Here is a 23,315-nt window from a genome sequence, read left to right on the forward strand (position 1 = left end):
GAGCAGAGCATGACCCGCCGCCACATCACCCACTGGATATCCGGCCAGACATGGACCGGCACCGCCGAACGCCACGGCGACGTCTACGACCCGTCGACCGGCCAGGTCACGGGCCGGGTCGACTTCGCATCGGTCGCTGACGTCGACCATGCCGTCGTCACCGCGACCACCGCGTTCAAGCAATGGCGTTCCGTCTCCCTCGCCAAGCGCACACAGATCCTCTTCGCCTTCCGCGAGCTCCTCAACGCCAAGCGGGACGAACTGGCCGCGATCATCGTCTCCGAGCACGGCAAGGTGCACTCCGACGCCCTCGGCGAGATCGCTCGCGGCATCGAGGTCGTCGAGTACGCCTGCGGCATCCCACACCTGCTCAGGGGCGGGTTCACAGAGCAAGCCTCCACCGGAGTCGACGTCTACTCCATCCGCCAGCCGCTCGGCCCGGTCGCCGTCATCTCGCCCTTCAACTTCCCCGCCATGGTCCCGATGTGGTTCTTCCCCATCGCCATCGCGGCCGGCAACACGGTCGTGCTGAAGCCCTCGGAGAAGGCTCCCTCGGCGGCGAACTTCCTGGCCGACCTGTGGAAGCAGGCCGGTCTGCCCGACGGTGTCTTCAGCGTCGTCCATGGCGACAAGGTCGCCGTCGACCGGCTCCTTGAGCACCCCGGCATCAAGTCCGTGTCCTTCGTCGGCTCCACGCCGATCGCCCGCTACGTGTACGAGACCGGCACCCGGCATGGCAAGCGCGTCCAAGCCCTGGGTGGCGCCAAGAACCACATGCTGGTTCTGCCCGACGCCGACCTCGACCTGGCCGCGGACGCCGCCGTCAACGCCGGGTTCGGTGCGGCCGGCGAGCGCTGCATGGCGATCTCCGTGCTCGTCGCCGTCGACCCCGTCGGGGACGAGCTGGTGGAGAAGATCGAGCAGCGCATCGCCACCCTCAAGGTCGGCCCGGGCTGCAACGGCGACTCCGAGATGGGCCCGCTCGTCACCGGTGCCCACCGCGACAAGGTCACCTCCTACCTCGACGCGGGCGCCGCCGAAGGCGCGAACCTGGTCGTCGACGGCCGCAAGCACCCGATCTCCGGTGAGGGCACGGACGAGGGTTTCTGGCTCGGCCCGACCCTCTTCGACCAGGTCGAACCCGGAATGTCGATCTACGGCGACGAGATCTTCGGCCCCGTGCTGTCAGTCGTGCGCGTCAGCTCGTACGACGAGGGCCTGGACCTCATCAACGCCAATCCCTACGGCAACGGCACGGCCATCTTCACCAACGACGGCGGCGCCGCCCGGCGCTTCCAGAACGAGGTGGAGGTCGGCATGGTCGGCATCAACGTCCCCATCCCCGTGCCGGTGTCGTACTACTCCTTCGGCGGCTGGAAGGCATCGCTCTTCGGCGACTCCCACGCCTACGGCGAGGAAGGCGTCAAGTTCTTCACCCGTGGCAAGGCGGTCACCCAGCGCTGGCTCGACCCCTCCCACGGCGGCCTCAACCTCGGCTTCCCGACGAACGACTGACACCTGTTTCCCCTGGAGCACGTCCTGCCCGACGGTGGCTACGGCTCCGCGACGGTGCTGGTACCCGCGAGGACCGGCACTCTGGTCAAGATCACCGCATCGGACGGGGCGGTCGGCTGGGGCGAGAGCTACGGACCGCCCGAGGCCGCCCGGGGTGATGGGCCCGCTGCTCGCCCAGTTCGCCGAGCAGCATCGACATCGCACTGTGGGACGCTTACGCCCTCAGCCTGCAGATGCCAGCAGCCGACTGCTCGGCGGGCAATTGCGCGAGAGCGTCCCGGCGTACGCCGCCACCGGATACGTCACGACCACACCTGACCTCGGCGAGTTCCGCGTGCAGATCGAACGTGCGCTGGCCGAGGGCTTCACCGCCGTCAAGATCAAGATTGGAACCGGGCCGGACGAGAACGCCCAGCGAGTCGCGGTCACCCGTGAGCTGCTCGCTCCCGACGGGCGGTTGCTGGGGACTGCAATGCCAACGCGGCCGTCGACACGGTCTTGCGGTCCATGAACCACATCCGCGAGTACGGCATCCACGGGGCCGAGGAGCGCTGCCGCCCGACGACATAGAAGGGCCGGCGTTCCTGCGGCAGGCGGACATCCCGCTGGCGTCGACGTCGTCGCTGGATCTGACGATGTGCGGCGGGTTCACCGAGGCCGAGGTCATCAGCCAGATGGCCGCCGCACGGAACCTGCGCGTCTCACCGCACTGCTGGGGAACCGGTGTCTGCCTGGCGGCCCCGGTGATGCCGGGTTGGGTGTCGAGGTCGACGAAGAGGCGGTTCGCGCGCTGCCACTGCCCGGCCTCGGGTGCGCCTGCGGGTTGTGAACGCGGCCCGCCTGTAGGGATCCGGCCGCCTCGACATGGCGGCGGTCAGGCGACCGTGTCCGTCGGCCCGGTCGCCTCGGCGCGTGCGTCGCCCGCTCCATCGAGGGGTGTTCCCTGAGGGGAGAGCCACGACTCGAAGCTGCCCAGGTCCTTCAGCGCGGTACGTGCCGCCTGCACGGCGACGAAGGCGGCCCCGGTGGCGCCGGCGAAACCGCCCAGGGCGCTCGGCCGCAGTTCGGGTACGGCCGGCAGCACGTGCGACAGCCGCTCCCGCAGCTCCGGCAGAACCTGTTCGACCAGTGGTTGCAAACGGCCCTGGACGACGATGACCTGAGGGTCGTAGGCCAGCGTGGCAACGCTGGTCGCCAGGGTCAGCCCGTGCACGAAGCCGCGGCGCAGCGTCCCGAGCGGCCCCTCCGGTGCGGAGTCGAACAGGTCGGTGAAGTCGGCCAGGGCGACACCCTGCTCGGCGGCCGTGTCGAGGATGCCGTCGACACTCAGGAGCCGTCGCAGGGGCTGCTCGTCACCGGTCGGCAGGGTCGCGAACTCACCGACGATTCCGGTACGGCCCCGCAAGATCTCACCGTTGACGGCGACACCGGCGTCGAAGTCGGTACTCGTAGTGAGTATGACCGCGTCCGTGCAGCCGACTGCGGCACCCGTGGCCATCTCGCCGACCAGGGCGAGGTTGGAGTCGTTGTCCAACAGCACCGGAACGCCGAGTGCTCGGCCCAGCCGGTGTCCCAGCTCGGCCCCTTCGGTCTGGGCAAGCTGCCGAGCCGGACGGACCACGATCGCCGCGTCGCGCACCGTGGCCGGGACGGCGACGACGATCCCGATCAGTGGCCGGGACGTCCCCGACTCCGCCATGACCGTGGTGACGGACTCGGCGAGCCAATCCACCAGGGCGGGCACCTCAAGGCCCCGCGGAGTCGGGCGGCGCAGCGTGCCCAGCTCTTCGCCCATCAGGTCGTTGCAGCGCAGACGGCAGGTGGTCGCACCGAGGTCGATGCCCACCACACAGCCGACCCCGCGCCCGAGGGTGAGGAAGGTGGACCTGCGGCCCCGGCCGGTCCGCGGGATCTGCTGCCCTTCGTCCAGCAGGCCCTCGGCGATGAGGTCCTCTACGACACGCGAGACGGTCGCGGGGCTGAGCCCGGTGCGGCCGCTGATACCAGCACGGGTCACACCGGCTTCGGCGAAGACGGCGTCGAGCACCGCTGCCCGGTTGAAATGGCGCGCGCTGCTCGATTCCATTGTCCTCGTCCCCTCCCTGTCGGCCCGCGCCGCCCGTGCGGCGACGCGTCATTATCGCTGCCGCCCAGGCAGCGGGTTCGTGAGCCGACGCAACCAGATTATGTTTCAGGGTGAAATTATATGCTCACTCCGGCAGCCGCTCAGACCCGGGACTCCTGGTCGAAGCCGGGTGCGCAGAACACACCGCCGAGGTAGCCGGCCTCGTAGAGGTTCTCGGGGGCGGCCTGCGTCAGGATCCTCTCGGCGTACGTCTCGGCGTCGTCCTGGGGGTGGTAGCCGATCGCCTCGCCCTCCTTCAGGGACAGCCAGCCGCGCGTGTTGGCCGACACGCCCCACACGATACGGAAGCCGGGCGAGGGCGCGGCGATGGCGGCGTCGATCAGACGCACGCAGTCGCCGGGTGACAGCCACTGTGCCAGGCAGCGGCGGTCGTCCGGTTCCGGGCGGTAGGAGGCGATCCGCAGGCAGATCACGTCCATGCCGTGCCGGTCGTGGAACACGCTGCCCAGGGCCTCGGCGGCCACCTTGGCCACGCCGTAGAAGCTGTCCGGGCGGGGGAACAGGTAGTCGGGGGCGGTCTCCTCGGATCTCAGGTGGAAGCCGGCCGCGTGGTGGCTGCCGGCCAGCACCACGCGGGTGACGCCGGCCCGGCGGGCGGCCTCCAGCACGGTGTAGGTGCCGTGGATGTTGACGTCCAGGTACTCCTCCCACCTGCGGTTTCCCAGCAGCGCGGCGAGGTGCACCACGGCGTCCACTCCGGTGACGGCTTCCTGCATCGCCTGCAGGTCGGTGACCGACGCCTGCACGATCTCCACCGGTTCCGAGGCGGCCGGCGCGGGCAGCACAGCCGTGTCGAGCAGACGCAGTACGCGGCCCGGGCGGGCGAGCCCGGTACGCAGCATGGTGCCGATCTCTCCGGCGGCTCCGGTGATGAGGATGCGGTAGGTCATGGGGCATAGGCTCCTGTCGTTGGCCAGCCTGCAAAAGCGGGGGTGCTCACCTACGGGATCTCGACCGTCGCCAGCACGTCGGAGAGGGCCTCGATGAACGTGTCCACGTGTGCCCGGGTGAAGGGCAGCGGCGGGCGGATCTTGAGGATGCTGCCCTGGGCGCCGGTGGCGCTGATCAGGACCCGGCGCTCGCGCAGGCCGTTGACGACCGCCAGGGCCAGATCACCGTCCGGGGCGCCGGTGTCGGGGCGGATGAAGTCGGCGGCGACGTAGAGGCCGGCGCCGCGCACGGCGCCCATGCGGGGATGGTCCTCGGCGAGGTCGCCGACGCCTTCGCGCAGGTACTGGCCGACCGTGCGGGAGTTGTCCAGCAGCTTCTCGTCCTCGATGACGTCCAGGACGGCTGCGGCGGCGGCGATGCTGACGGAGTTGCCGCCGAAGGTGTTGAAGTAGCGGATCTTGGTGCCGAAGTCGGCCAGGATCTCCGGGCGGGCGACCACGCCGGCGATGGGCATGCCGTTGCCCATGGGCTTGCCCATGACGACCAGATCGGGGAGGATCCCGTGCCGCTGGTAGCCCCACATGGCGTCGCCGGTCCGGGCGAAGCCGGGCTGGACCTCGTCGGCGATGTACAGCCCGCCCGCCCGGTGGACGATGTCGACGACCGGCTTCAGGAAGCCCGCCGGGTCGGGGAGGATGCCGTCGGTGGAGAACAGGGTGTCGGCGATGAAGCCGGCGAACCGGATGCCATGCCGTTCGAGATCGGCGATGGCGGCGGCGACACCCTCGGCGAACGCCTCACCCACGTCGCGGCCGTCGGTGCGGTACGGGTCCGGCGGGGGCACGGTGCGCACGTACGGACCGAGCGGCACACTCGGGCCCATGGTCGGCGAGATCTCCGCGACCGCCGAGGTCAGCCCGTGGTAGGCGTTCGAGGTGACAACGATGCCGGTGCCGCCGGTCTGGAAGCGCGTGATGCGCAGCGCGAGGTCGACGGCCTCGCTGCCGGTGCAGGTGAACATCACGTTCCCCAGGCCCTCGGTGTGCGTGGCCAGGAGCCGCTCGGCGTAGTCGAGGATCGGCTCGGCCGCGTAGCGGGTGTGGGTGTTCAGAGTCTGAGCCTGCCGGGTGATGGCCGCGGTGACGTGCGGGTGGGCGTGGCCGACCGAGGGGACGTTGTTGTAGACGTCGAGGTAGGCGTTGCCCTGCGCGTCGTAGAGGTGGACTCCTTCGGAACGGACGAACTGCACGGGGTTCGCGTAGAAGAGCTTGTACGCCGGGCCGAGCAGGCGGCTGCGCCGCTTGACGATCTCCTGGAGGTGAGGATCGAGGGCGTCGACGGTGGAGACGTCGAAGCCGTTGACCATGTATGCCGTGTTGGACATGGGGGGGTCTACTCCATACCGCACGCGTGCAACAGGCGTGCTGTGACAGTGGTGTCGGTCGTGGCCAGCAGCTGTTCCAGCTGGGCCCACGAGCGGGGGGTGTTGCGCAGGATGTAGGCGCGGTTGTCGGGGAAGCGCGCCGCGCGCCATTCGGTGACGGCGATTCGCACGACCATGCGGGTGAGCACGAGGTCGTACAGCAGCCCCAGTTCCTGCCGGGTGAGCGGGTCGTCCGCGTGGTAGCCGGCCACGACGTCCAGGGCGGGGCCCATCGGATCGTCGCCGTCGGCGAGCTGGTACGCGGCGGCGACGGCCACGTCGGCCGCGACGGGAGCGTGGGTCATGTCGCCGAAGTCGAGGATGCCGCTGACGTGCAGTCCGGCGTCGTCGACAAGCACGTTGTCGCCGCTGAAGTCGTTGTGCACGACCTGGGCCCGCAGGGCGGGAAGGGCGGGCCGGACGACGTTGTCGAAGCGGTCCAGGCAGGCCAGCAGGAGGTCACGACGCGGGCCGGGCGGGATGTCGCCCGTCATTTTCCGCAACAGGTGGGCGTGTTGGAGATCCCACAAGTGAGGCTGGAAGGCGGCCGGATGCGTGAAGGTGCGCAGGGCGCGGTTCAGCCGGGCCAGGGTCCGGCCGATCTCACGCAGCAGTGGCCGCTGGGTGGGTGTGACGGTGTGCAGGAGTCGGCCCTGGAGGTAGGTGGTCATGCGGGCTGCCCTGAGTGCACCGTCCTGCGTGGTGATGGTCAGACGGAGGCTGCCGGACAGGGTGGGCACCAGCCGCTGGACGGGCAGGCCGGGGTCGCTGTCGGCGAGGTGCTCAAGGACCCGGGTGTGGAAGTCGGTGACCTCGGGGTCCTCGGCAGGGTGGGTCACCTTCATCAGACGGGTGACGCCGTCCTCGCCGCGGAGGCGGAAGTTGTCGTCACGCTCCCCGTCCAGCCGTCGGGCGGCGGCTCGGAAGCCGTAGTACTCGGCGGCGATCCGCTCGGCCTCAGCCGCTGTGAGGCGGGCCGAGGCCGTGGTCAGCGGCTGGCTGCCCGGTGGGGGACTGCTCGGCTGGGCGGGCATGTCACAACACCTTGGACAGGAAGTCGCGGGTGCGCTGGTGCTGCGGATCGCCGATGACTTGCGCGGGCGGGCCGGACTCGACGACGACCCCGCCGTCCATGAACGCGACCGTGTCGGCGACCTCCCGTGCGAAGCCGATCTCGTGGGTGACCACGACCATCGTCATGCCCTCCGCGGCCAGGTCCTTCATGACGTCGAGGACCTCCCCGACCAGCTCGGGGTCGAGCGCGCTGGTGGGCTCGTCGAACAGCATCAGCTGCGGTTTCATGGCCAGGGCGCGCGCGATGGCCACCCGCTGCTGCTGACCGCCCGACAGCTGCCGAGGGTAGTGGTTCATCCGGTCGCCCAGCCCGACCCGGCGCAGCAACTGCTCGGCCCGCTCCCGGACTTCGGCCTTCCTCTCCCGGCGCACCTTGACCGGGCTGACGCACACGTTCTGCAGGGCGGTCATATGGGGGAACAGGTTGAAGTTCTGGAAGACCATGCCGATGTCCGTGCGCTGACGGGAGATCTGCCGCGGGTGCATCTCGTGCAGGCGGCCTGAGTGCTCGGTGTAACCGACCATCGCGCCGTCCACGTCGATCCGCCCGCCGTCGATCCGCTCCAGCTGGTTGATGCAGCGCAGCAGCGTGGACTTGCCGCTGCCGGAGGGACCGATGATGCACAGCACCTCGCGCGGCGCGACGTCGAAGGTGATCGACTTGAGCACCTCGTTGTCGCCGAAGTACTTGCGGACCTTGCTGAAACTCACCATGGGCACCTGGCCGGTGGTGTGCGGGGCGGATTCCGTCGATGGCTCCGTCGACGGCTGCGTCGATGTCGTGGGCTTCATCGCGGGGTGCTGCCTTCCGTGCCGAGGGCGGAGGTATCGCGGCGCAGGGCGGCCGTACGGCGCAGGTGTTGCCACAGGCTCTTGTGCTGCTGCCGGCTGGAGCCGCGCTTGAAGTGGCGCTCCAGGTAGTACTGGCCGACGCTGAGCAGGCTGATGATGATCAGGTACCAGATGCACGCCATGATCAGCAGGGGGATCGTCTGGAAGTTCTTGGCGTAGATCAGCTGCGTCGAGTAGAGCAGGTCGGCCACGGCCACGACGCTCACCAGGGACGTCTGCTTGAGCATGGTGATCGTCTCGTTGCCGGTCGGCGGCAGGATGACCCGCATGGCCTGCGGCAGCACGACCGTCATCATGGTCCGCAGACGGCCCATGCCGAGGGCCGAGGCGGCCTCCAGCTGTCCCTCGTCGACCGACTGCAGGCCAGCCCGGATGATCTCCGCCATGTACGCGGCCTGGTTGAGGCCGAGGCCCAGGATGGCCGCGGTGTAGGCGGTGATGACGTGGTTGGACTCGAAGCTGACGAACTCCGGCCCGAACGGGATGCCCAGCGACAGGCGGGGGTAGAGCGCGGACAGGTTGTACCAGACGATCAGCTGCACCAGCAGCGGTACGCCGCGCAGCAGCCACACGTACCCGAACGCCGCGCTGCGCAGGACCGGGTTCGGGGACAGCCGCATCAGCGCCAGCGCGGTGCCGAGGACCAAGCCGATGGCCATACAGATCACGGTCAGGGTCAGGGTGACCCGCAGGCCGTCCATGATGGGGGCGGCCCAGAAGTAGTCGCCGACCAGATCCCAGCGGAAGTTGGGGTTGGTGATGGCCGAGTGCACGGCCATCGCGGCCAGAACGAACACAACCAGGACCGCGATCCAGCGGCTGGGGTGTTTCAGCCCCACGGTCGGGGCTTCACCCAGGTGGAGGGGCGGCGGCGCCTTCGTCTCGGCGCCGCTGCTCACGTCGGTAGACATCGGGGAAGGATCACTACTCCAGTGGCCATCAGCTGATGGCGCCGTTGATGACGGACTTGGTGATGGCCTGGTCGCTGACGTTCCACTTCTTGAGGATCTGCAGGTACACCGGGCTGTCGATCAGCTTCTGCGTGGCGGCGTGCAGGGCCTTGACCAGGCCGGTGTCCTTCGGGACGGGCATGCCCCAGGGGCCCTCGGCGAACGGCTTGCCGGAAGCCACGATGGCCCCGTTGGTCTGCTGGGTGGTGTAGACGTTGTTGGGCCCGTTCTGCGCCCCGACCTCGACCCGGCCGTTGGCGACGGCCTGCACCTGTTGGTCCTGGGTCTTGAAGACCTTCACGTCGACGGCCTTCTTGCCGGCGTCGGTGCACTTCTTGTTCTGCTGCTGGGCGATGTCCTCCTGGATCGTGCCCGACTGCACCGCGAAGCTGTGCCCGCACAGCTCATCCAGGCTCGTGGGCTTGAAGCCGGCGCTGGACTTGACGAAGAATTGCGGACCGGCCTTCGCGTAGGTGACGAAGTCGACGACCTTCTCGCGCTCCTTGGTGTCCCGGAACCCGGAGATCGACAGGTCGTAGCGATGGGCCTGCAGGCCCGGGATGATCGAGTCGAAGCTGACATTGACGAACTCGGCCTTCAGCCCCATCAGGGATGCGAGGTTCTTGGCGATGTCGACCTCGTTGCCCACGATCGTCTTGCCGTCGGTGTCGACCGACTCGTTCGGCGGCGCGGTGGCGTCCGTGGCGAACACCAGCGTGCCCTTCTTCTGGATCGCTTCCGGCACAAGCGCCTGGACGGCCGAGTCGGCCTTCAGGACCGTCGTCGACGCCGAGGACGCCGGGTCGGCCGACGTGGACGAACTGCTGTCGTCGCTGTCCCCGCAGGCGGCCAGGAGGCCGAGCGACAGCGCGCTGGTGGTGGCGATGGCAATGGATGTGGCGAGACGCGAGGACATGGGACGCTCCGCTCGGTCGGGGCCTGAGTTATATTTTTTCAGGCTGAAATTTGAAGCGAAGGTAGCCCGGCATGCGAGGGCTGTCCAGAGCTGGGCCGGTTAATTTCGGTTAACGCAATGTTTCCTCACCCGAGGCGGCCGACGCCCGTCGCCCGCACGCCACCGCCGCCGTCGCGCACGCGGCCCTCATGCCCACAAGGGAGAGAAAGTCCAGTTCAGAGGATTGATGATCAGAAGCCGCCTGGCGCCCGAGTCCAAGGCCCGAGCCGATATGGCGCGGGGGCGGATGCTCCGTCTCACGTGACGGACGATCTTGTGAAGTGCCCTTGGATTCGTGACGATCCGCTGAAGGTCACGCTCCCTACTGCTACCGCCGTCGGCTCCTCCGGCACGGACGGCGACCCACATTCATTCACCCGCGGCGTCACCCGCAGTTCCCATCTGCAACCGTACGTCCCTCGGATCGAAGGAACCACAGAACACATGGACACGCCAGCAGCCCAGCCGCGCACCATCGCCTTCATCGGCCTCGGCATCATGGGCGGCCCGATGGCCGCCAACCTCGTCCGGGCCGGTCACACGGTGATCGGCTTCAACCGCAGCCGACTCGCGGTCGACCGGCTTGTCGCGGCCGGCGGGCGTGGCGCGGACAGTGTCGCGGAGGCGGTCGCCGACGCCGATGCGGTCATCACCATGCTCCCCGCCGACGCGGAGGTCACCGAGGTCGCCCTCGGCAAGGGCGGCGTCCTGAGCCACGCCCGTCCCGGCACCCTGCTCATCGACATGAGCACCATCAGCCCGCAGACCGCGGTCGCGATCGCGCACACCGGTCACGAGAAGGACATCCGTGTCCTCGACGCGCCCGTGTCCGGAGGCGAGGCCGGCGCGATCGAGGCCGTGCTGTCCATCATGGCGGGCGGTAACGCCGCCGACTTCGCCGAGGCGGAGCCGGTGCTCCGGGCACTCGGCACGACCGTCGTCCACGTCGGCCCGCACGGGGCCGGACAGACCGTCAAGGCCGCCAACCAGCTCATCGTCGCCGCGAACATCCAGGCCCTCGCCGAGGCCGTCGTCTTCCTGCGGAAGGCGGGCGCCGACCTCCCGGCCGCTCTCGACGTGCTGGGCGGCGGCCTCGCCGGATCCACCGTCCTGACCCGCAAGAAGACCAACATGCTCGACCGGGACTTCCCGCCCGGCTTCCGCATCGACCTCCACCACAAGGACATGACCATCGTCACCGACGCCGCCCGCAGCGTCGGCGCCGTCCTGCCCGTCGGCTCCCTGGTCGCCCAGTTGCTCGCCTCGGCCCGCGCCAACGGCGACGGCGGACTGGATCACTCGGCGCTGCTGCGTGGCGTCGAGCGGCTCTCCGGACAGTGAGCGCAGGTAATTCCGAATGCGCCGGCCCAGTCCGCCAGCACACTCGCATGCGCACCCGCAATCACGTGCCCAAGCAGACCTTCGAGTCGACACGGTCCGAGCGAAACAACGGTCGCGCGCACACCACGCTCCTGCTCACCGTGGCGCCGTGCCCTCCGCGTGCCCATAAGAACGGGCCGTCACGATCAACAGCGGTGCTACCAAGTCCTACGACCGCGCCGCCATCACGATATCCCTGCAGGTCAGAAGGTATAAGCCCGCTTGAGCGCCGTCGCTTCCCAAGCTGAGAGCGCGAGTTCGATTCTCGTCAAGCGCTCCATGAGGCCGTGGACAGCCGCCAGGCTGTGCGGGTGTTCAGCGATGAGCCGATGCCCGACGGCTGGCCATCGGAACGGGCGAGCAGGTGGTCGGCATACCGCGCCTTCTCTCAGCAGTCCACCACCGATCCCAGTAGCGAACACAGCCGCAGGCCATACTTCCCTTCAGACGATCGGCACCCATCGGCTTTCGATCCCAACACCCTATTCACAGAACGCCTGTTCGACGCGAAGGTGAGCTGCACCGCGTTTCATGGAGTCCCCGGACTGTCCCGAGTTGGGTGGAGTCGAGTTGCTTGGTTTCAGGCGACTGGCGGAGTGACGTGCTTAGCGCGGGGTCGCCGGTTGCCGTGCAGGCCGGCGCGCTGCATCAGCAGCTCCACGGTGCCGTGGCTGACATGGATACGCAGGCCCAGACCGAGCTCGGCGTGCACCCGGCGCGAGCCGTAGGTGCCGCGGGAGGCGGCGTGGATGCCCACGATGGCCTCGGTCAGCCAGGCGTGCTTGACCAGGCGGTTCGAGGGCGGACGGTTGTGCCAGGCGTAGTATCCGGATTCAGCGACGTGCAGCACCCGGCAGGCCAGCTGCACCGGCAGGTGCTCACCGGCCATCACGCGGATGGCTTCGAACCGCCTTTGGGGGACGTCACCTCACCCAGCAGCTCGGCTGCGCGGCGGTGGATGGCCAACTCGGCCTCCAGCTCGGCGATGCGCTTGCGAGCCGCAGCGAGCTCGGACAGGTCGCTGCTGTTCGTACCGGGCAACTGCCCCGTATCAATGAGGTGTTGGCGTCGCCAGACATAGATCGTCTGGTCGCTGATGCCGAGGAGCCTGGCGACCTCGGCGACCTTTCTTCCGGGTGCGACGAGATTGAGGACCTTGCGGCGGAACTCGGGCGGATAGCTGCGGGGCATCAGGGCCTCCGAAGGCTGCTGGATCGTCAATTGTCCAGCAACCCGACTCCATCAGAACCGGGGCATACCATTACGCGTTCGTGTGGGTCAACGCACTGACCCGGAAAGTCCGCGAGGGAGGCCGAATCATCAACGTACATGCCCTGATCGCGGTCGGTATGAACTCCGACGGGCACCGCACAATCCTCGGCCTCGATGTGCCAACGCCTGCTCGGCCTTCCTTCGGTCGCTGATCACCCGCGGCCTTTCCGGCGTCCAACTGGTCATCTCCAACACCCACGCCGGCTTGGCCAACCCATCGACGCCACCATGCCCAGCGCCTCGCGGCAGCGCTGCGGTTCCCTCCACCGCCCGTACGCTGCTGAGCCAGGTCCCCCAAGTGGGCCCGGCCCTGGGTGGCCACGCTGATGCCGGCCGCCTTCGAACAGCCCGGCACCGACGCCGTCCAGGCCCAGATGCGGCACGTCCCAGACGTCCTGGAGGCCACGGCTGCAGCCCCCTTGGACACCGCGCAGCGCGACGTGCTGGCTCCACCGCCTTCCCTCGCGAGAGCTGGTGGCAGATGTGGTCACTCATCCGCGGCCCGACCGGGCACGGACGCGCCGCGTTCGTTGGCCAGGGCGCGCTCGGCGGACGCTTCTTCGGACAGTCCTCCCTCACCCGGCACGCGGTGGCCGACGAACGCAGCGTCGTGCCGGTCGAGGCCGCCGACGAGGACGAACTGGCGCTGCTCGCCCCGATCGGCTGCGGAGTCCAGATCGGTGCCGGTGCCGTCCTCAACGAGCTGCGCCCCGGCCCCGGAGACGCCGTGGCCGTGTTCGGCGCGGGTGCGGTGGGGCTGTCCGCCGTCATGGCCGCCGCGCTGACACCGGCAACCCGGGTCATCGCCGTCGACATCGTGCCCTCGCGTCTCGACCTCGCCCACGAAGGTACTGACCACGCAGGCCGGGGACCTGGATCTGGCGATCTCCAAGGTCCGCACCGGAGCCTCCTTCCCCAGCCTGCTCGAAAGTCGGCTGGGGGGCCATCTCGTCCGACAAGCGGTGCCAGGCCACCGTCGCCCGTAACTGTGCACGCGTCAGCCCTTGCGTCGCCTGACCTCCTCGGTCACGGCGGGGAGGACCGTGTGGAGGTCGCCCACGACACCGAAGTCGACGAGCTCGAAGATCGGGGCCTCCTCGTCCTTGTTCACCGCGACGATGGTTTTCGAGGTCTGCATGCCGGCGCGGTGCTGAATGGCGCCGGAGATCCCGGAAGCAAAGTAGAGCTGGGGGCCGACGTTCTTTCCAGTCTGGCCGATCTGGTAACTGTGCGGCTTCCAGCCGGAGTCGACCGCGGCCCGCGAGGCACCCACGGCCGCGCCGAGGGCGTCGGCAAGGTCTTCGACCGGATCGAAGTCGCCGCCAGTGCCGCGACCGCCGGAGACCACTATCGCGGCTTCGGTCAGTTCGGGGCGGCCGGTGACGGCCCGAGGCTGGGAGGCCACGATCCGGGCACCCCGGGCGGCCTCGGACACGGTGACGGCCACCTCGTCGACCTGGCCGGCGCCGTCGGCCTCCACCGGCACCGCGGAGTTGGGCTTGACGGTGATGATCGGGGTGCCCCGGGTGACCCTGGCCTTGACCGTGTAGCTGCCGGCGAACACCGACTGGGTGGTCAACGGGCCGTCGTCGCCGGCCTCGATGTCGATGGCGTCGGTGATCAGCCCGGAGCCGGTTGTGATCGCGAGCCGGCCTGCGACCTCCTTGCCCTCGGCGGATGAGGTGATCAGTACCGCGCCCACGCCACCGGACTGCGAGGTCTTCTCCACGAGCTGCTGGAGCGCCTCGGCTTTCGGTGCCACCGGGTAGCTCTTCAGATCCTCGTCGTCGACGACGTAGAGCCTCTGCGCGCCGTACCTCTTGACGGCTTCGGCGACGCCCGCTCCCTTGGCTTTCGGACCGATGAACACCGCCGACGGCACGCCTATGCGCGCCGCGAGGGTGAGCATCTCGTACGTTGACTTCTTGATCGCCACGCCCTCAGGAAGGTCGACGTGGTCGACGACCACCAGGATCTCGGACATTGAATCGCTCTCCGCAATCTATGGGTCGGATGACTCGGACGGACTTGCCTAGATGAACTTCTGGGTGGCGAGGAAGTCAGCCAGCGCCCTGGCGCCCGAGCCCTCCTCGTCCTTGACGATCTCGCCGGCCTCACGCGGCGGACGCGCGGTCGTCTCCTCGACCACGGTCCACGCCGCGGACAGACCCACGTCACCGGCGTCGACTCCGATGTCGGACAGCGTCAGGATCTTCACCGGCTTCTTCTTGGCCGCCATGATTCCCTTGAACGAGGGGTACCGCGGCTCACCGGACTGGTCGGTCACTGACAGCACCAGCGGCATCTCCCCGACCACTACCTGGGTCGCGTCGTCGCCGTCGCGCTGGATCCGCACCTTGGCGCCTTGCGTCTCGATCTTCGAGGCCAAGGTGAGCTGAGGCAGCGACAGCCGCTGGGCCAGCATCGCCGGCATCACGCTCATGGCACCGTCGGTGGACGCCATGCCGCACATCACCAGGTCGTACGGCATGCCTGCTCCGTCAGCGCCGCCGCCCCGTTGCATCGCTTTTGCCAGTACCAGCGACGTGGCGATCGCGTCGGAGCCCGCGATGGCGTCGTCCTGGACGTGCACGCCGTCGTCGGCGCCCATCTGCAGCGCCTTGCGGACCGCATCGACGGCCTGCTCGGGGCCCACGCACAGCACGGTCACCTCGACGTCGTCGGGGCTCCCGGCCTTCTCTTTGATCTGGAGCGCCTGCTCCACGGCGTACTCGTCGAGCTCGGACAGGAGTCCGTCCACGCCCACGCGGTCGACGGTCTTGTCGTGCTGGAAGTGCCGGTTCCCGGTGGCGTCGGGCACGTACTTCACACAGACAGCGATCTTCATGGGTCCTGCTTCCTGATGTTCGTGGACTTCGCATCGCGCGCATCGCCACGGTGCGAGGGGCGATGTGACGCGCAATGAGCCTTCGCCAACTTGAAGTCGCAGGTCAAGGGGCTGGTGTGACGGCCTTCCAGGGTGCTCACGCTGGTCGTGGGCGGCAGTCTGCGGAGTAGATCGTCCGTCAGCGGTTGACTTCAAGGTCCGTCAGGACGAGCAGAGCGCGCAGGAGGCGGGTGGCGTGGGCGGGGTCGGCGCGGAGCTTGGTGAGGGTCCGCCAGTTCTTCAGGTGGGCGAAGCCGTGCTCGACCGGGGCGCGTCCGACGGCGAGGACGCGGTTGGCGGTCTTCTGGCCGGGGGTGAGCTTGTGGGTGCGGCTGGCGTGGAAGCCGGTGACGATCACGGGGTCACGTATGTCGTTGTCCAGGCCGCGGAAGCCGAGGTCCGCCAGCGCCCCGAGGCCGGCGGCGCGCAGGTGGGCCAGGATGTGGTCGTGGCGGGCGGCGGTGATGTCGTGGGTGCGGCCGGGCCGGGCTGCGGATATCCAGATCAGGCGGCCGTTTTCGTCGGTGAGGGCGAGGAAGTGCAGGCCGTGATGGTGGTGTTTGCCGGAGTAGTTGCGGCGGTTGGCTCTTCCGGTGCGGCGTTGGATGGGGATGAGGGTGCCGTCGATCAGGACCACTTCCCCGCCCCGCTCGGCGATCTTCTTCAGGGCGCGGTCCAGGCGCGGGGCCCGCGCGGCGAGCAGGGTGATCAGCTCGTCGCGCCAGCGGCGGACGGTGGACTCGGACACGTTGTTGCCGCCGGCCATGTCGGCCAGGCGCTGGTCGTGACGCAGCACGGCCAGGACAATCACCGCGATCTTCCCGGGCGGCGTGATCCGCCACCGTGACCCAATCGCCTTCAGATGGCGCCGCAGCAGACCGGCGAGGTGGTTGACGGTGCTCGTGGACAGCGGCAGACGGCACTGATAGACCAGCGGGCAGGTGTCCTCGGCGCGTTGATTGGTTTTCGTCACACCATTCCAACGGCCGCCGGGGGCACCCCGGTTACGCCCGCGCCGCACCGCCCCAGGCGGCGACGGAGCAGGTCACAGGCGGGCGGTAAACCGGCCGTCGGGCAGTTTCCGCAGCTAGCCGCGGTCGACGAGTCTGACCAGCCTGCCGCGCAGCGGTTCCAGCTTGGCCCGCACGCCGACGTCCACGCCCAGCATCTCGCCGACCTGCCGGGCCGTCACCGGTCCGGCGGCCTGCCGCACGGCGGCGAGGATGCGCTGGTAGTCCGGCGGGAGCATCGTCTCCTCGACGTCCGGCTCGCGGTGCGGGATCAGCATCACCGCCCGTCCCCCCCACCTGCCCGGGCGCCGGCGCAACCTCGGCGCGTTCGTCGGCGAGCTGCTCGCTCACCCGCTCAAGGACACGTTCGGCGACTGCGAGTTCGTCCCGCTCGGCCCGCACCTCCGACAGCTGCTTGGCCAGCTGTTCTTCGAGTTCGTCCAGTTCCGCACGCCGCGCGGTGATCCGTTCCAGCAGCTCGGGATCCAGCATGCACAGGATCGTAGAAGGCCGCCCGGCCGCAGCGAGCAGGAACCGGCGAGCCGACCGCTCCTACTCGGCGGCCTCCGGCACGAACGGGATCATCCTGCGCCAACGTAACGTAGGGACGTTTGAGTGGCCTTGGGTCACGCGTGCTCGTTGAGGACCAGCGCTGCTGGCCTCCTGAACCGCTGAAGGGCACCGTCACATGTCTTGCCGGTCGATTGCCCTCAGACCCGGAGCATGTTCCTGGGCGTAGTCGTCGAGGCGCCTGCCCCCGCTATGACCCGCACACGATGCTCAGGAAGCGGCTACGGCGTTCTCGGGCAGCTCCCGGACGTGCCGTATCCCGGACGCGATGACCCACAGCACGCTCAGCACGGCCCCCATGGTGCCGATCCACAGGGTCGGCCGCAGGCCGAGCGCGGTGCCCAGCGTGCCGGCGAGCACCGCGCCGATCGGGCGCACTCCGAAGTTGGCGGTCTGCACCACGCCCATCACGCGGGAACGCAGCGTCTCCGGGATGACGGCGATGAGATAACTGTTGGTCGAGATGTCCAGGACCGCGACCCCGCTGCCTGCGCCCAGCTGCGCAGCGAGCAGCGCTGCGATCACCCAGAGCTCCGGGCCCTCGGCCAGTGGCACCAGCATCACGGGCAGGCTGAACCACAGGAAGCCGGTGACAATGCTCGGGCCGATGCCGATCCTCCGTACCACGCACGGCGCGGCCCACGCACCGGCAAGCCCGCCGAGCCCTGCCGCGGCAACCACCATCCCCAGCGCCCCGGCCGTCAGCCCCAGCTCGGTGGCCCCGTACAGCACGTACAGGGTCAGCAGGAAGGTGTGGCACAGGCTCAGCATGGCGACCCCGGCGAGCAGCAGGCCCGGGGTGCGGTGCGCCCTCACCCACCGCAGTCCGGCCGCCAACCCGCGCCTGTCACGCGGGGCGGGGGGCGCCTCCCGCGCCTCGATACGTCCCAGGCACACCGCGGACACCAGATAGGTCGCGGCGTCTACCAGCAGCGCGAACGGTGCCGACAGCGCCTGGACCAGCGCTCCGCCCGTACTCGGCCCGGCGACCGAGGCCGTCGATCTGCTCCCGGAGAGCAGCGCGTTGGCGTCCACGTACCGCTCCGGGGCGACCACGGATGCGTACACGTGATGCTGGCAGACCCGGAACAACACGGTCAGCGCCCCGACTACGAACTCGGTCACGTACAGATGGGTCATCGTCAGCGTCCCGAAGGCGTACGCCAGCGGCACCGAGGCCACCGCGGCGAATCGCCCGACATCCGCGACGATCATCGCCCTGCGCCGGTCCGTCTGCCGGTCCGCCCAGGCCCCGCCGGGTATCGACAGCAGCAGCGAGGGCAGCAGCGCCGCCGCCGTGAGCCACCCCATCTCGGTCGCACCCGCGTCCAGCAACAGCACGGCGGCCAGCGGGATCGCCAAGATATTGATCTCGTCCCCGACCAGAGAGGTACTCTGCGCGGTCCAGTACAGCCGGAAGCCCCGCTCCCGCAGCAGCCCGGTGCGGGGCGGACCATCGCCGCCATTCCCCCCGCGGCGACGGGCCGCCCTCATCCCCATCCCCGCTTTGCTCATCGGGCGGCTCGGACGGTGATGTCGGACGCGCCGCGGGCCACGGAGGCCGCACCGCGCTCGATCCCACATCCGCGTGGCACCTCCCCGCCACGGCCGCAACCCGCTGTCCTGCCCGGACCGTTCGGGCCGACCAGCCCCTGCGCCCCGTGCTGCGGGACGGCCGGGCACCCCCCATCCAGCGCACACAGGTCCGGCCGGCCCCAGCGCGGATACCGCCGGGTCAGCTCCCGCACTGCACTCGCGTTCTGGGTCACCGGCCGGCTCCGTGCGCGGGGACGGGCAGGGTCAGCAGCATGATGTGGGAAGCGGGTTCCCCGTCGGCCGGGCGCCAGCTACCGATCTGACGGTAGCCCCACGCGGCGTAGGCGGCGTGCGCCGGTGCTGCCTCCGGCTCGGGCCGCATCGCCAGCGTGACGCGCTCGATACCCAGGCCCTCCTGGAGGTGGGCGTGCAACCGGGCGGCCACTCCCTGGCGCCGCCATTTGGCGCGTACCGCGAGTTCGACGATGCCCAGCGTGCGCTCACCGGTCTCGGCCGCGAACTCCGCCGTCATCTCCTCCTCCATCGCCTTCCACCAGCCGGTGTCCGGCGGCAGGGGGTAGCCGAAGGCGTACCCGACAGGCAGGCCGCCGCAACGGGCCACGACGAGACGGGCACGGGGAAGCCGGACCTCCTGCGCGAAGCGGTCCACGAAGTCGGCGATCTCCTTTATGCCTTCGCAGTACGGCGGTTCGACCCAGATCTCCTTGTACATCGGCAGTACGACATCGAGCTGCGCGGCGCACTCAAGACCCTCCCACCGCTCCACCGTCACCGGCGGCTTCCCCATCCGTTCCCTCCCGTCCACTGCCACCAGCCGGAGCCGACATCGGCTAGCGCGTGCTCGTTCCAACAGGGATGGACCTGCGAGACCGCTCGCCGATGCTGACGCCACCCTTCGAGGTGACGAGGCGAGGGACAGCCCTGCGGCTGCCGATGCCCCCGCCGCCAGTCTTCGCGGTGGCGGGGCGGCCGACGGGCCGACGGTTACCGACACCCGGGGTGACCTTCGACGCGGCGGGAAGGCGGACAATCCTGCGACTACCGACCCCCGGACCGCCAGCCTTCGCGGTCGCGGGGTGACGGACCGTCCTGCGGGTGCCGATGCTCGGGCCGGTGCCCTTCAAAGTGGCGGGGCGGCGGACAATCCTGCGGGAACCGACGCCCGGGGTGCTCTTCGCGGTCGCGGGGTGTCGGACAGCCCTGCGGGTGCCGGCGCCCGGGCCGCTGGCCTTCATGGTGACGGGGCGGTGGACGGTCCTGCGGGTGCCGACGGTCGGGCCGTTGCCCTTCGCGGTGGCGGGGCGGCGGACAATCCTGCGGCCGCCGACGCCCGGGGTGTGCTTCGCGGTGGCGGGGTAGCGGACGGCCCTGCGGGAGCCGATGCCCCCACTGCCGGTTTTCGCGGTGGCGGGGCGGCGGACCATCCTGCGGGTACCGGCGCTCGGGCCGCCCTTCGCGGTCGCGGGGTGGCGGACAACCCTGCGGGAACCGGTGGTCGGGCCGCCGCCCTTGGCGGTCGCGGGGTAACGGACAGACCTGCGGGTACCGAGGCCAGGGGTGCCGCCCTTCAATGTGGTGGTGCGACGGACAGACCTGCGGCCACTGACACCCGAATTGCCCTTCAACGTGGCGGGGCGGTAAACGGGTTCGCGTCCGGAGACACCCGGCGTGCCCTTGCGACTGTCGATGCCCGAGCCCCCCTTCGCAGTAGCGGGCTGGTCGACCGCCCTGCGGCCACCGACGCTCGGGCCGGTCTTCGCGGTGGCGGGGCGGCAGACAACCCCGCGGCCGCCGATGCCAGGGCCGCCCTTCAACGTGGCGGGGCGGCGGACAATCCTGCGGCCGCCGACGCTCGGGTCGCCCTTCGCGGTCGCGGGGTGGCGGACGGCCCGTCGGCGGGTGCCGACGCTCGGACCGCCGGTCTTCGCGGTGGCGGGGTGACGGACAATCCTGCGGGTACCGACCCCCGGGCCGGCCTTCAAAGTAGCGGGGCGGAGAGCAAGCGTTCCCTGGGCAAGGGCGGGGGCCTCAGAGTCCATAAGGGCGAGCATGTGTCCGGTCCTTTCGGCGACGGGGCACTCATCGTCCGGTGATGGCACGCGGCCGGAAACCTCAAGAGTTATAGGGTTCCGGGCGTTGACCGGCTGCAGGCCGAGGGCTATGGGATCGCCAAGGAAGGCGTAGCTCGGCTGCTCTGCTCAAGTTCGGAGATGTGACCGTGTGTTACTCACTCGTCGTCGTTGGGATTGGCTGCCTGGGATTCTCGGGCGAGGGCGATGCAGAGCGCCGTGATGGTGGTCAGGGGGATCTAGGTGTCGTGGTTGTCGAGGAAGTAGCGCCATGTCTCCGTGGCAGTCAGGCCCTGTGAGTAGTGGGTCTTGATCCTTCGGTAGTTGTCCTCGGTCATGAAGGCCCGCGCTGGGGGCTGTGGATCGGGAAACGCGGGCTGAGAATCCTTCTGAGGCCCCAGAGCGGGATCGGCCACTTGTCGGCGCTGCCGGTTGACCGACGATCTACTCCGCGGACTGCCGCCCACGACCAGCGTGAGCACCCTCGACGGCTATCACACCAGCCCTTTGACCTGCGACTTCAAGTTGGCGGAGGCTCAATCACATGGGCTCCGGCGCTGCGCGCCTTGGAGCTGGACTCCTGCCCTACACCTGTCAGATCTCGCGACCGGCCTGGTGTCCGTGGACGATGGCAATCTCGATGTCCCGCGGCTGGTAGCAGTCACCGATCGCTTGGACGTCCGGGTGCTGCTTCGCCAGCTGTCGGTAGAGCGAGTCGTCAGCGATGCCGCCGGCGGCTACGACGACGGTGTCGATGCCTTCGATGCTGTCGGGCTCCCAGGTGACGACATTGAACGTGGTGATCGAGCCTTCTTCGATCTCGTGGATCGAGGTGTGGGTCTGCAGCTCGACTCGTGGGCTGTTCATGAGTACTTCGAGCAGATGGTGTCGCGCCGGCGACGGCATTTCGGGGGCCACGGTCTCCATCCCGGTCACGAACCTGACGTTGTGTCGCTTGGCGGCGAGGTAGTCGGCTGTAGTAGCCCCTTCTGCCCGGCCGCCGACGTCGAACACGAGTACGTTCGTGCCGGCCACGGTGTCGTCGGCGAGGACTTCTCGCGCAGTGCGCACGTGCGGGAGGTCCGCGCCGGTCACCTCTGGAACGAAGGGCGTGGACCCGGTGGCGACGAGGATGACGTCGGGAGACTCGGCCAGGACGGTCTTCGCGTCAGCCTCCACGCCGAGTCGAACATCCACCCCGAGCTTCGGCAGCTGCCGTTCGAACCAGAGGATGACCTCCTCGAAGTTGCCGCGTCTCGGTGTCGTCATGACGAGATTGACCTGGCCGCCCATGCGCTGGTCGCGTTCGAAGAGGACCACGTGGTGTCCCCGCATGGCAGCGGTGCGGGCGGCCTCCATGCCGGCCGGTCCGGCGCCGACGATGACGACCCGCTTCGGTTCGTCAACCGGCTCCAGCTCTCCCCACGCCTGTTCCCGGCCGGTGACGGGGTTGTAGATGCACCCGACGCCGAGACCTTTGTCGACATGGCCGACGCAGGACTGGGTGCAGGCGATGCAGGTGCGGATGTCGTCGGTGCGGCCTTCCCGCGCCTTGTTCGGGAAGTGTGGGTCGGCGATGAGGGTCTTCGCCATTCCGACGATGTCGAGCTTTCCGTCGGCGATGCTCTGCTCTGCGAAGGCCGGTGAGTCCTGACGACCCGCTCCGATGATCGGCAGTGTGATGCCGGCGTCCTTCATGGCCGCGGACAGGTGGATGAAGGCTCCGGTCTCGAAGTAGTGGCTGGGCCAGTGTGCGCGACCGCTTCGGGGGACGGAGGTGATGGCCTGCCAGATGCTGATGTAGTCGACGAGCTGCTCTGCTTCGAGGATCTTCGCCAGCTCGACGTGGTCGGGCAGACTCATGCTGTAGTCCACACCGTCGTCGTAGAGTCGGACGCCGAGAATCCGGTCCTTGCCGATGCCTTCGCGCGTCACCTCGAGCACTTCGCTGAGGAACGTCATCCGTTCACGCAGGTCATTGCCGCCGTACTTGTCGTCGCGGCGATTGCCGTGCGGATGCAGGAAGTTCGCGAACAGGTAGTCCATGCCGATGGACAGCTCGATCCCGTCGAAGTCGCAGCGACGCATACGGTCCGCGGCGGCGCCGAACGACTCGACGATCCCTTCCACTTCGCCGGTCGACAGCTCGTGGGGCATGAACAGCGGCACCGAATAGTCGGGGGTCGGGACCGGCGACGGGGCGACGATGTCGCGGCGAAGGAATCCAGCGTGATCCATGAGGCGACGTCCACGGTGACCGAGCTGCGCGATGAGGGGCACGTCGAACTCGTGGCACCCCTGTGCCATCTTGCTGAACGCGTCCATGGTCGCGTCGCTGTAGGTGGCCAGCGAGAGTGACGCGTCGCCGTCATAGACGGGAACCGTATGCCCGGTGACGATGACACCGGCGCCGCCCTTGGCTCGTTCGCGAACGTAGTAGGCGTATGCATCGGTCGGGGTGCCGTCCCCCAGTTGGAAGTGTGCGGCGTGGCCGGTGTTCATGATCCTGTTTTTCAGGGTGCATGGACCTACCTGAATCGGGTTGAAGAGGTTCGGGAAGTCCGTCATGTCAGAGTCCTGGGTCTTGTGCTCGGGTCAGGTGCGAGTGCGCGCGACCGGCGCATTCGGTCCCTCGAGGTGTCCTGGAGCCGGAATTCGCGTGCCCGGGTGGTGGCGCCGGCCGGTCGTTGAGCCGGGTCACTCCTGCGCTCGCCGGCGCATGGACCCTCTGGTCGATGTTCATGTCTCGCGACTGGCTGAGTCT

The 23,315-nt window shown here is 69.0% G+C and carries 24 protein-coding genes; 7 read left to right on the forward strand and 17 right to left on the reverse strand.

Annotated elements, in window-relative coordinates; translation table 11 throughout:
• The first annotated feature begins 9 nt into the window (after positions 1 to 9).
• The 3 genes from ADK36_RS11860 to ADK36_RS51410 all read left to right on the forward strand — a co-directional run bounded on the left by ADK36_RS11860 (position 10) and on the right by ADK36_RS51410 (position 2,462).
• Positions 10 to 1,515, forward strand: coding sequence for a CoA-acylating methylmalonate-semialdehyde dehydrogenase (locus tag ADK36_RS11860; protein WP_053197734.1), 1,506 nt, complete (start codon positions 10 to 12; stop codon positions 1,513 to 1,515).
• Between the two features lie 157 nt (positions 1,516 to 1,672).
• Positions 1,673 to 2,026, forward strand: a complete 354-nt coding sequence (locus ADK36_RS48745; protein ID WP_159391121.1) for a hypothetical protein — start codon at positions 1,673 to 1,675, stop codon at positions 2,024 to 2,026.
• Positions 1,947 to 2,462 carry an enolase C-terminal domain-like protein gene (locus tag ADK36_RS51410; RefSeq protein ID WP_425315446.1) on the forward strand — a complete coding sequence of 172 codons (516 nt, stop codon included), beginning with the start codon at positions 1,947 to 1,949 and terminating at the stop codon, positions 2,460 to 2,462. The genes ADK36_RS48745 and ADK36_RS51410 overlap by 80 nt, the downstream gene beginning before the upstream one ends.
• On the opposite strand, the gene ADK36_RS11865 is transcribed toward ADK36_RS51410, so the two are convergent.
• From ADK36_RS11865 to ADK36_RS11895, 7 genes are all read right to left on the reverse strand, one after another.
• The gene (locus ADK36_RS11865; protein ID WP_078942518.1) at positions 2,390 to 3,601 is read right to left on the reverse strand and encodes an ROK family transcriptional regulator; all 1,212 of its coding nucleotides are present in this window, start codon (positions 3,599 to 3,601) and stop codon (positions 2,390 to 2,392) included. The genes ADK36_RS51410 and ADK36_RS11865 overlap by 73 nt on opposite strands.
• A gap of 140 nt (positions 3,602 to 3,741) precedes the next feature.
• Positions 3,742 to 4,551: an NAD-dependent epimerase/dehydratase family protein gene (locus ADK36_RS11870; protein ID WP_053197263.1), complete on the reverse strand. Its 810-nt coding sequence runs from the start codon at positions 4,549 to 4,551 to the stop codon at positions 3,742 to 3,744.
• A 50-nt stretch (positions 4,552 to 4,601) separates the two neighbouring features.
• Positions 4,602 to 5,936, reverse strand: coding sequence for an aspartate aminotransferase family protein (locus ADK36_RS11875; protein ID WP_234329741.1), 1,335 nt, complete (start codon positions 5,934 to 5,936; stop codon positions 4,602 to 4,604).
• 8 nt (positions 5,937 to 5,944) lie between these two features.
• Positions 5,945 to 7,009, reverse strand: a complete 1,065-nt coding sequence (locus tag ADK36_RS11880) for a phosphotransferase (protein ID WP_053197265.1) — start codon at positions 7,007 to 7,009, stop codon at positions 5,945 to 5,947.
• Position 7,010: 1 nt separating this feature from the next.
• Complete coding sequence (locus ADK36_RS11885; RefSeq protein WP_053197267.1) at positions 7,011 to 7,763, reverse strand: amino acid ABC transporter ATP-binding protein; 753 nt, start codon at positions 7,761 to 7,763, stop codon at positions 7,011 to 7,013.
• Positions 7,764 to 7,837: 74 nt separating this feature from the next.
• Positions 7,838 to 8,812, reverse strand: coding sequence for an amino acid ABC transporter permease (locus ADK36_RS11890; protein WP_078942519.1), 975 nt, complete (start codon positions 8,810 to 8,812; stop codon positions 7,838 to 7,840).
• Between the two features lie 28 nt (positions 8,813 to 8,840).
• A complete protein-coding gene (locus tag ADK36_RS11895; protein WP_053197269.1) occupies positions 8,841 to 9,767 on the reverse strand; it encodes an ABC transporter substrate-binding protein in 927 nt (308 codons plus the stop codon).
• A 483-nt stretch (positions 9,768 to 10,250) separates the two neighbouring features.
• Here ADK36_RS11895 and ADK36_RS11900 point away from each other — a divergent pair, with 483 nt between their 5' ends.
• Complete coding sequence (locus ADK36_RS11900) at positions 10,251 to 11,147, forward strand: 2-hydroxy-3-oxopropionate reductase (protein ID WP_053197271.1); 897 nt, start codon at positions 10,251 to 10,253, stop codon at positions 11,145 to 11,147.
• A gap of 619 nt (positions 11,148 to 11,766) precedes the next feature.
• Here ADK36_RS11900 and ADK36_RS11905 read toward each other — a convergent pair.
• The gene (locus ADK36_RS11905) at positions 11,767 to 12,075 is read right to left on the reverse strand and encodes an IS3 family transposase (RefSeq protein WP_053197740.1); all 309 of its coding nucleotides are present in this window, start codon (positions 12,073 to 12,075) and stop codon (positions 11,767 to 11,769) included.
• Positions 12,075 to 12,377 (reverse strand): transposase, encoded by a 303-nt coding sequence (locus tag ADK36_RS11910; RefSeq protein WP_053197742.1) that lies wholly within the window; start codon positions 12,375 to 12,377, stop codon positions 12,075 to 12,077. Before ADK36_RS11910 ends, ADK36_RS11905 begins: the two co-directional genes overlap by 1 nt.
• An 80-nt stretch (positions 12,378 to 12,457) precedes the next feature.
• Here ADK36_RS11910 and ADK36_RS46110 point away from each other — a divergent pair, with 80 nt between their 5' ends.
• On the forward strand, positions 12,458 to 12,610 hold the full coding sequence (locus ADK36_RS46110; protein ID WP_159391122.1) for a transposase: 153 nt from the start codon (positions 12,458 to 12,460) through the stop codon (positions 12,608 to 12,610).
• Positions 12,611 to 12,945: 335 nt separating this feature from the next.
• Here the strand turns inward: ADK36_RS46110 and ADK36_RS51415 are convergent, their stop codons facing one another.
• The 7 genes from ADK36_RS51415 to ADK36_RS11945 all read right to left on the reverse strand — a co-directional run bounded on the left by ADK36_RS51415 (position 12,946) and on the right by ADK36_RS11945 (position 19,269).
• Positions 12,946 to 13,359 (reverse strand): hypothetical protein, encoded by a 414-nt coding sequence (locus tag ADK36_RS51415; RefSeq protein ID WP_053197272.1) that lies wholly within the window; start codon positions 13,357 to 13,359, stop codon positions 12,946 to 12,948.
• Positions 13,360 to 13,455: 96 nt separating this feature from the next.
• A complete protein-coding gene (locus ADK36_RS11920) occupies positions 13,456 to 14,442 on the reverse strand; it encodes an electron transfer flavoprotein subunit alpha/FixB family protein (RefSeq protein WP_053197274.1) in 987 nt (328 codons plus the stop codon).
• A 48-nt stretch (positions 14,443 to 14,490) separates the two neighbouring features.
• Positions 14,491 to 15,306: an electron transfer flavoprotein subunit beta/FixA family protein gene (locus ADK36_RS11925; RefSeq protein WP_107086852.1), complete on the reverse strand. Its 816-nt coding sequence runs from the start codon at positions 15,304 to 15,306 to the stop codon at positions 14,491 to 14,493.
• Between the two features lie 178 nt (positions 15,307 to 15,484).
• Positions 15,485 to 16,318, reverse strand: a complete 834-nt coding sequence (locus tag ADK36_RS11930; protein ID WP_053197276.1) for an IS5/IS1182 family transposase — start codon at positions 16,316 to 16,318, stop codon at positions 15,485 to 15,487.
• A 114-nt stretch (positions 16,319 to 16,432) separates the two neighbouring features.
• Positions 16,433 to 16,633, reverse strand: coding sequence for a hypothetical protein (locus tag ADK36_RS50090; RefSeq protein WP_048587561.1), 201 nt, complete (start codon positions 16,631 to 16,633; stop codon positions 16,433 to 16,435).
• Positions 16,634 to 17,135: 502 nt separating this feature from the next.
• The gene (locus ADK36_RS11940; protein WP_234329742.1) at positions 17,136 to 18,440 is read right to left on the reverse strand and encodes an MFS transporter; all 1,305 of its coding nucleotides are present in this window, start codon (positions 18,438 to 18,440) and stop codon (positions 17,136 to 17,138) included.
• 250 nt (positions 18,441 to 18,690) lie between these two features.
• A complete protein-coding gene (locus ADK36_RS11945) occupies positions 18,691 to 19,269 on the reverse strand; it encodes a GNAT family N-acetyltransferase (protein WP_053197278.1) in 579 nt (192 codons plus the stop codon).
• A 326-nt stretch (positions 19,270 to 19,595) separates the two neighbouring features.
• Between ADK36_RS11945 and ADK36_RS48755 the strand changes: the two genes are divergently transcribed.
• Together ADK36_RS48755 and ADK36_RS48760 are read left to right on the forward strand one after the other, a co-directional pair.
• The gene (locus tag ADK36_RS48755; RefSeq protein ID WP_159391123.1) at positions 19,596 to 19,841 is read left to right on the forward strand and encodes a hypothetical protein; all 246 of its coding nucleotides are present in this window, start codon (positions 19,596 to 19,598) and stop codon (positions 19,839 to 19,841) included.
• Positions 19,842 to 20,168: 327 nt separating this feature from the next.
• Positions 20,169 to 20,423 carry a hypothetical protein gene (locus tag ADK36_RS48760; protein ID WP_159391124.1) on the forward strand — a complete coding sequence of 85 codons (255 nt, stop codon included), beginning with the start codon at positions 20,169 to 20,171 and terminating at the stop codon, positions 20,421 to 20,423.
• Positions 20,424 to 21,145: 722 nt separating this feature from the next.
• Here the strand turns inward: ADK36_RS48760 and ADK36_RS11955 are convergent.
• Positions 21,146 to 23,119: an FAD-dependent oxidoreductase gene (locus ADK36_RS11955; protein ID WP_053197281.1), complete on the reverse strand. Its 1,974-nt coding sequence runs from the start codon at positions 23,117 to 23,119 to the stop codon at positions 21,146 to 21,148.
• Between the last annotated feature and the right edge of the window lie 196 nt (positions 23,120 to 23,315).

The organism is Streptomyces viridochromogenes (genome assembly GCF_001270495.1).
Classification (GTDB): Bacteria; Actinomycetota; Actinomycetes; order Streptomycetales; family Streptomycetaceae; genus Streptomyces; species Streptomyces viridochromogenes_A.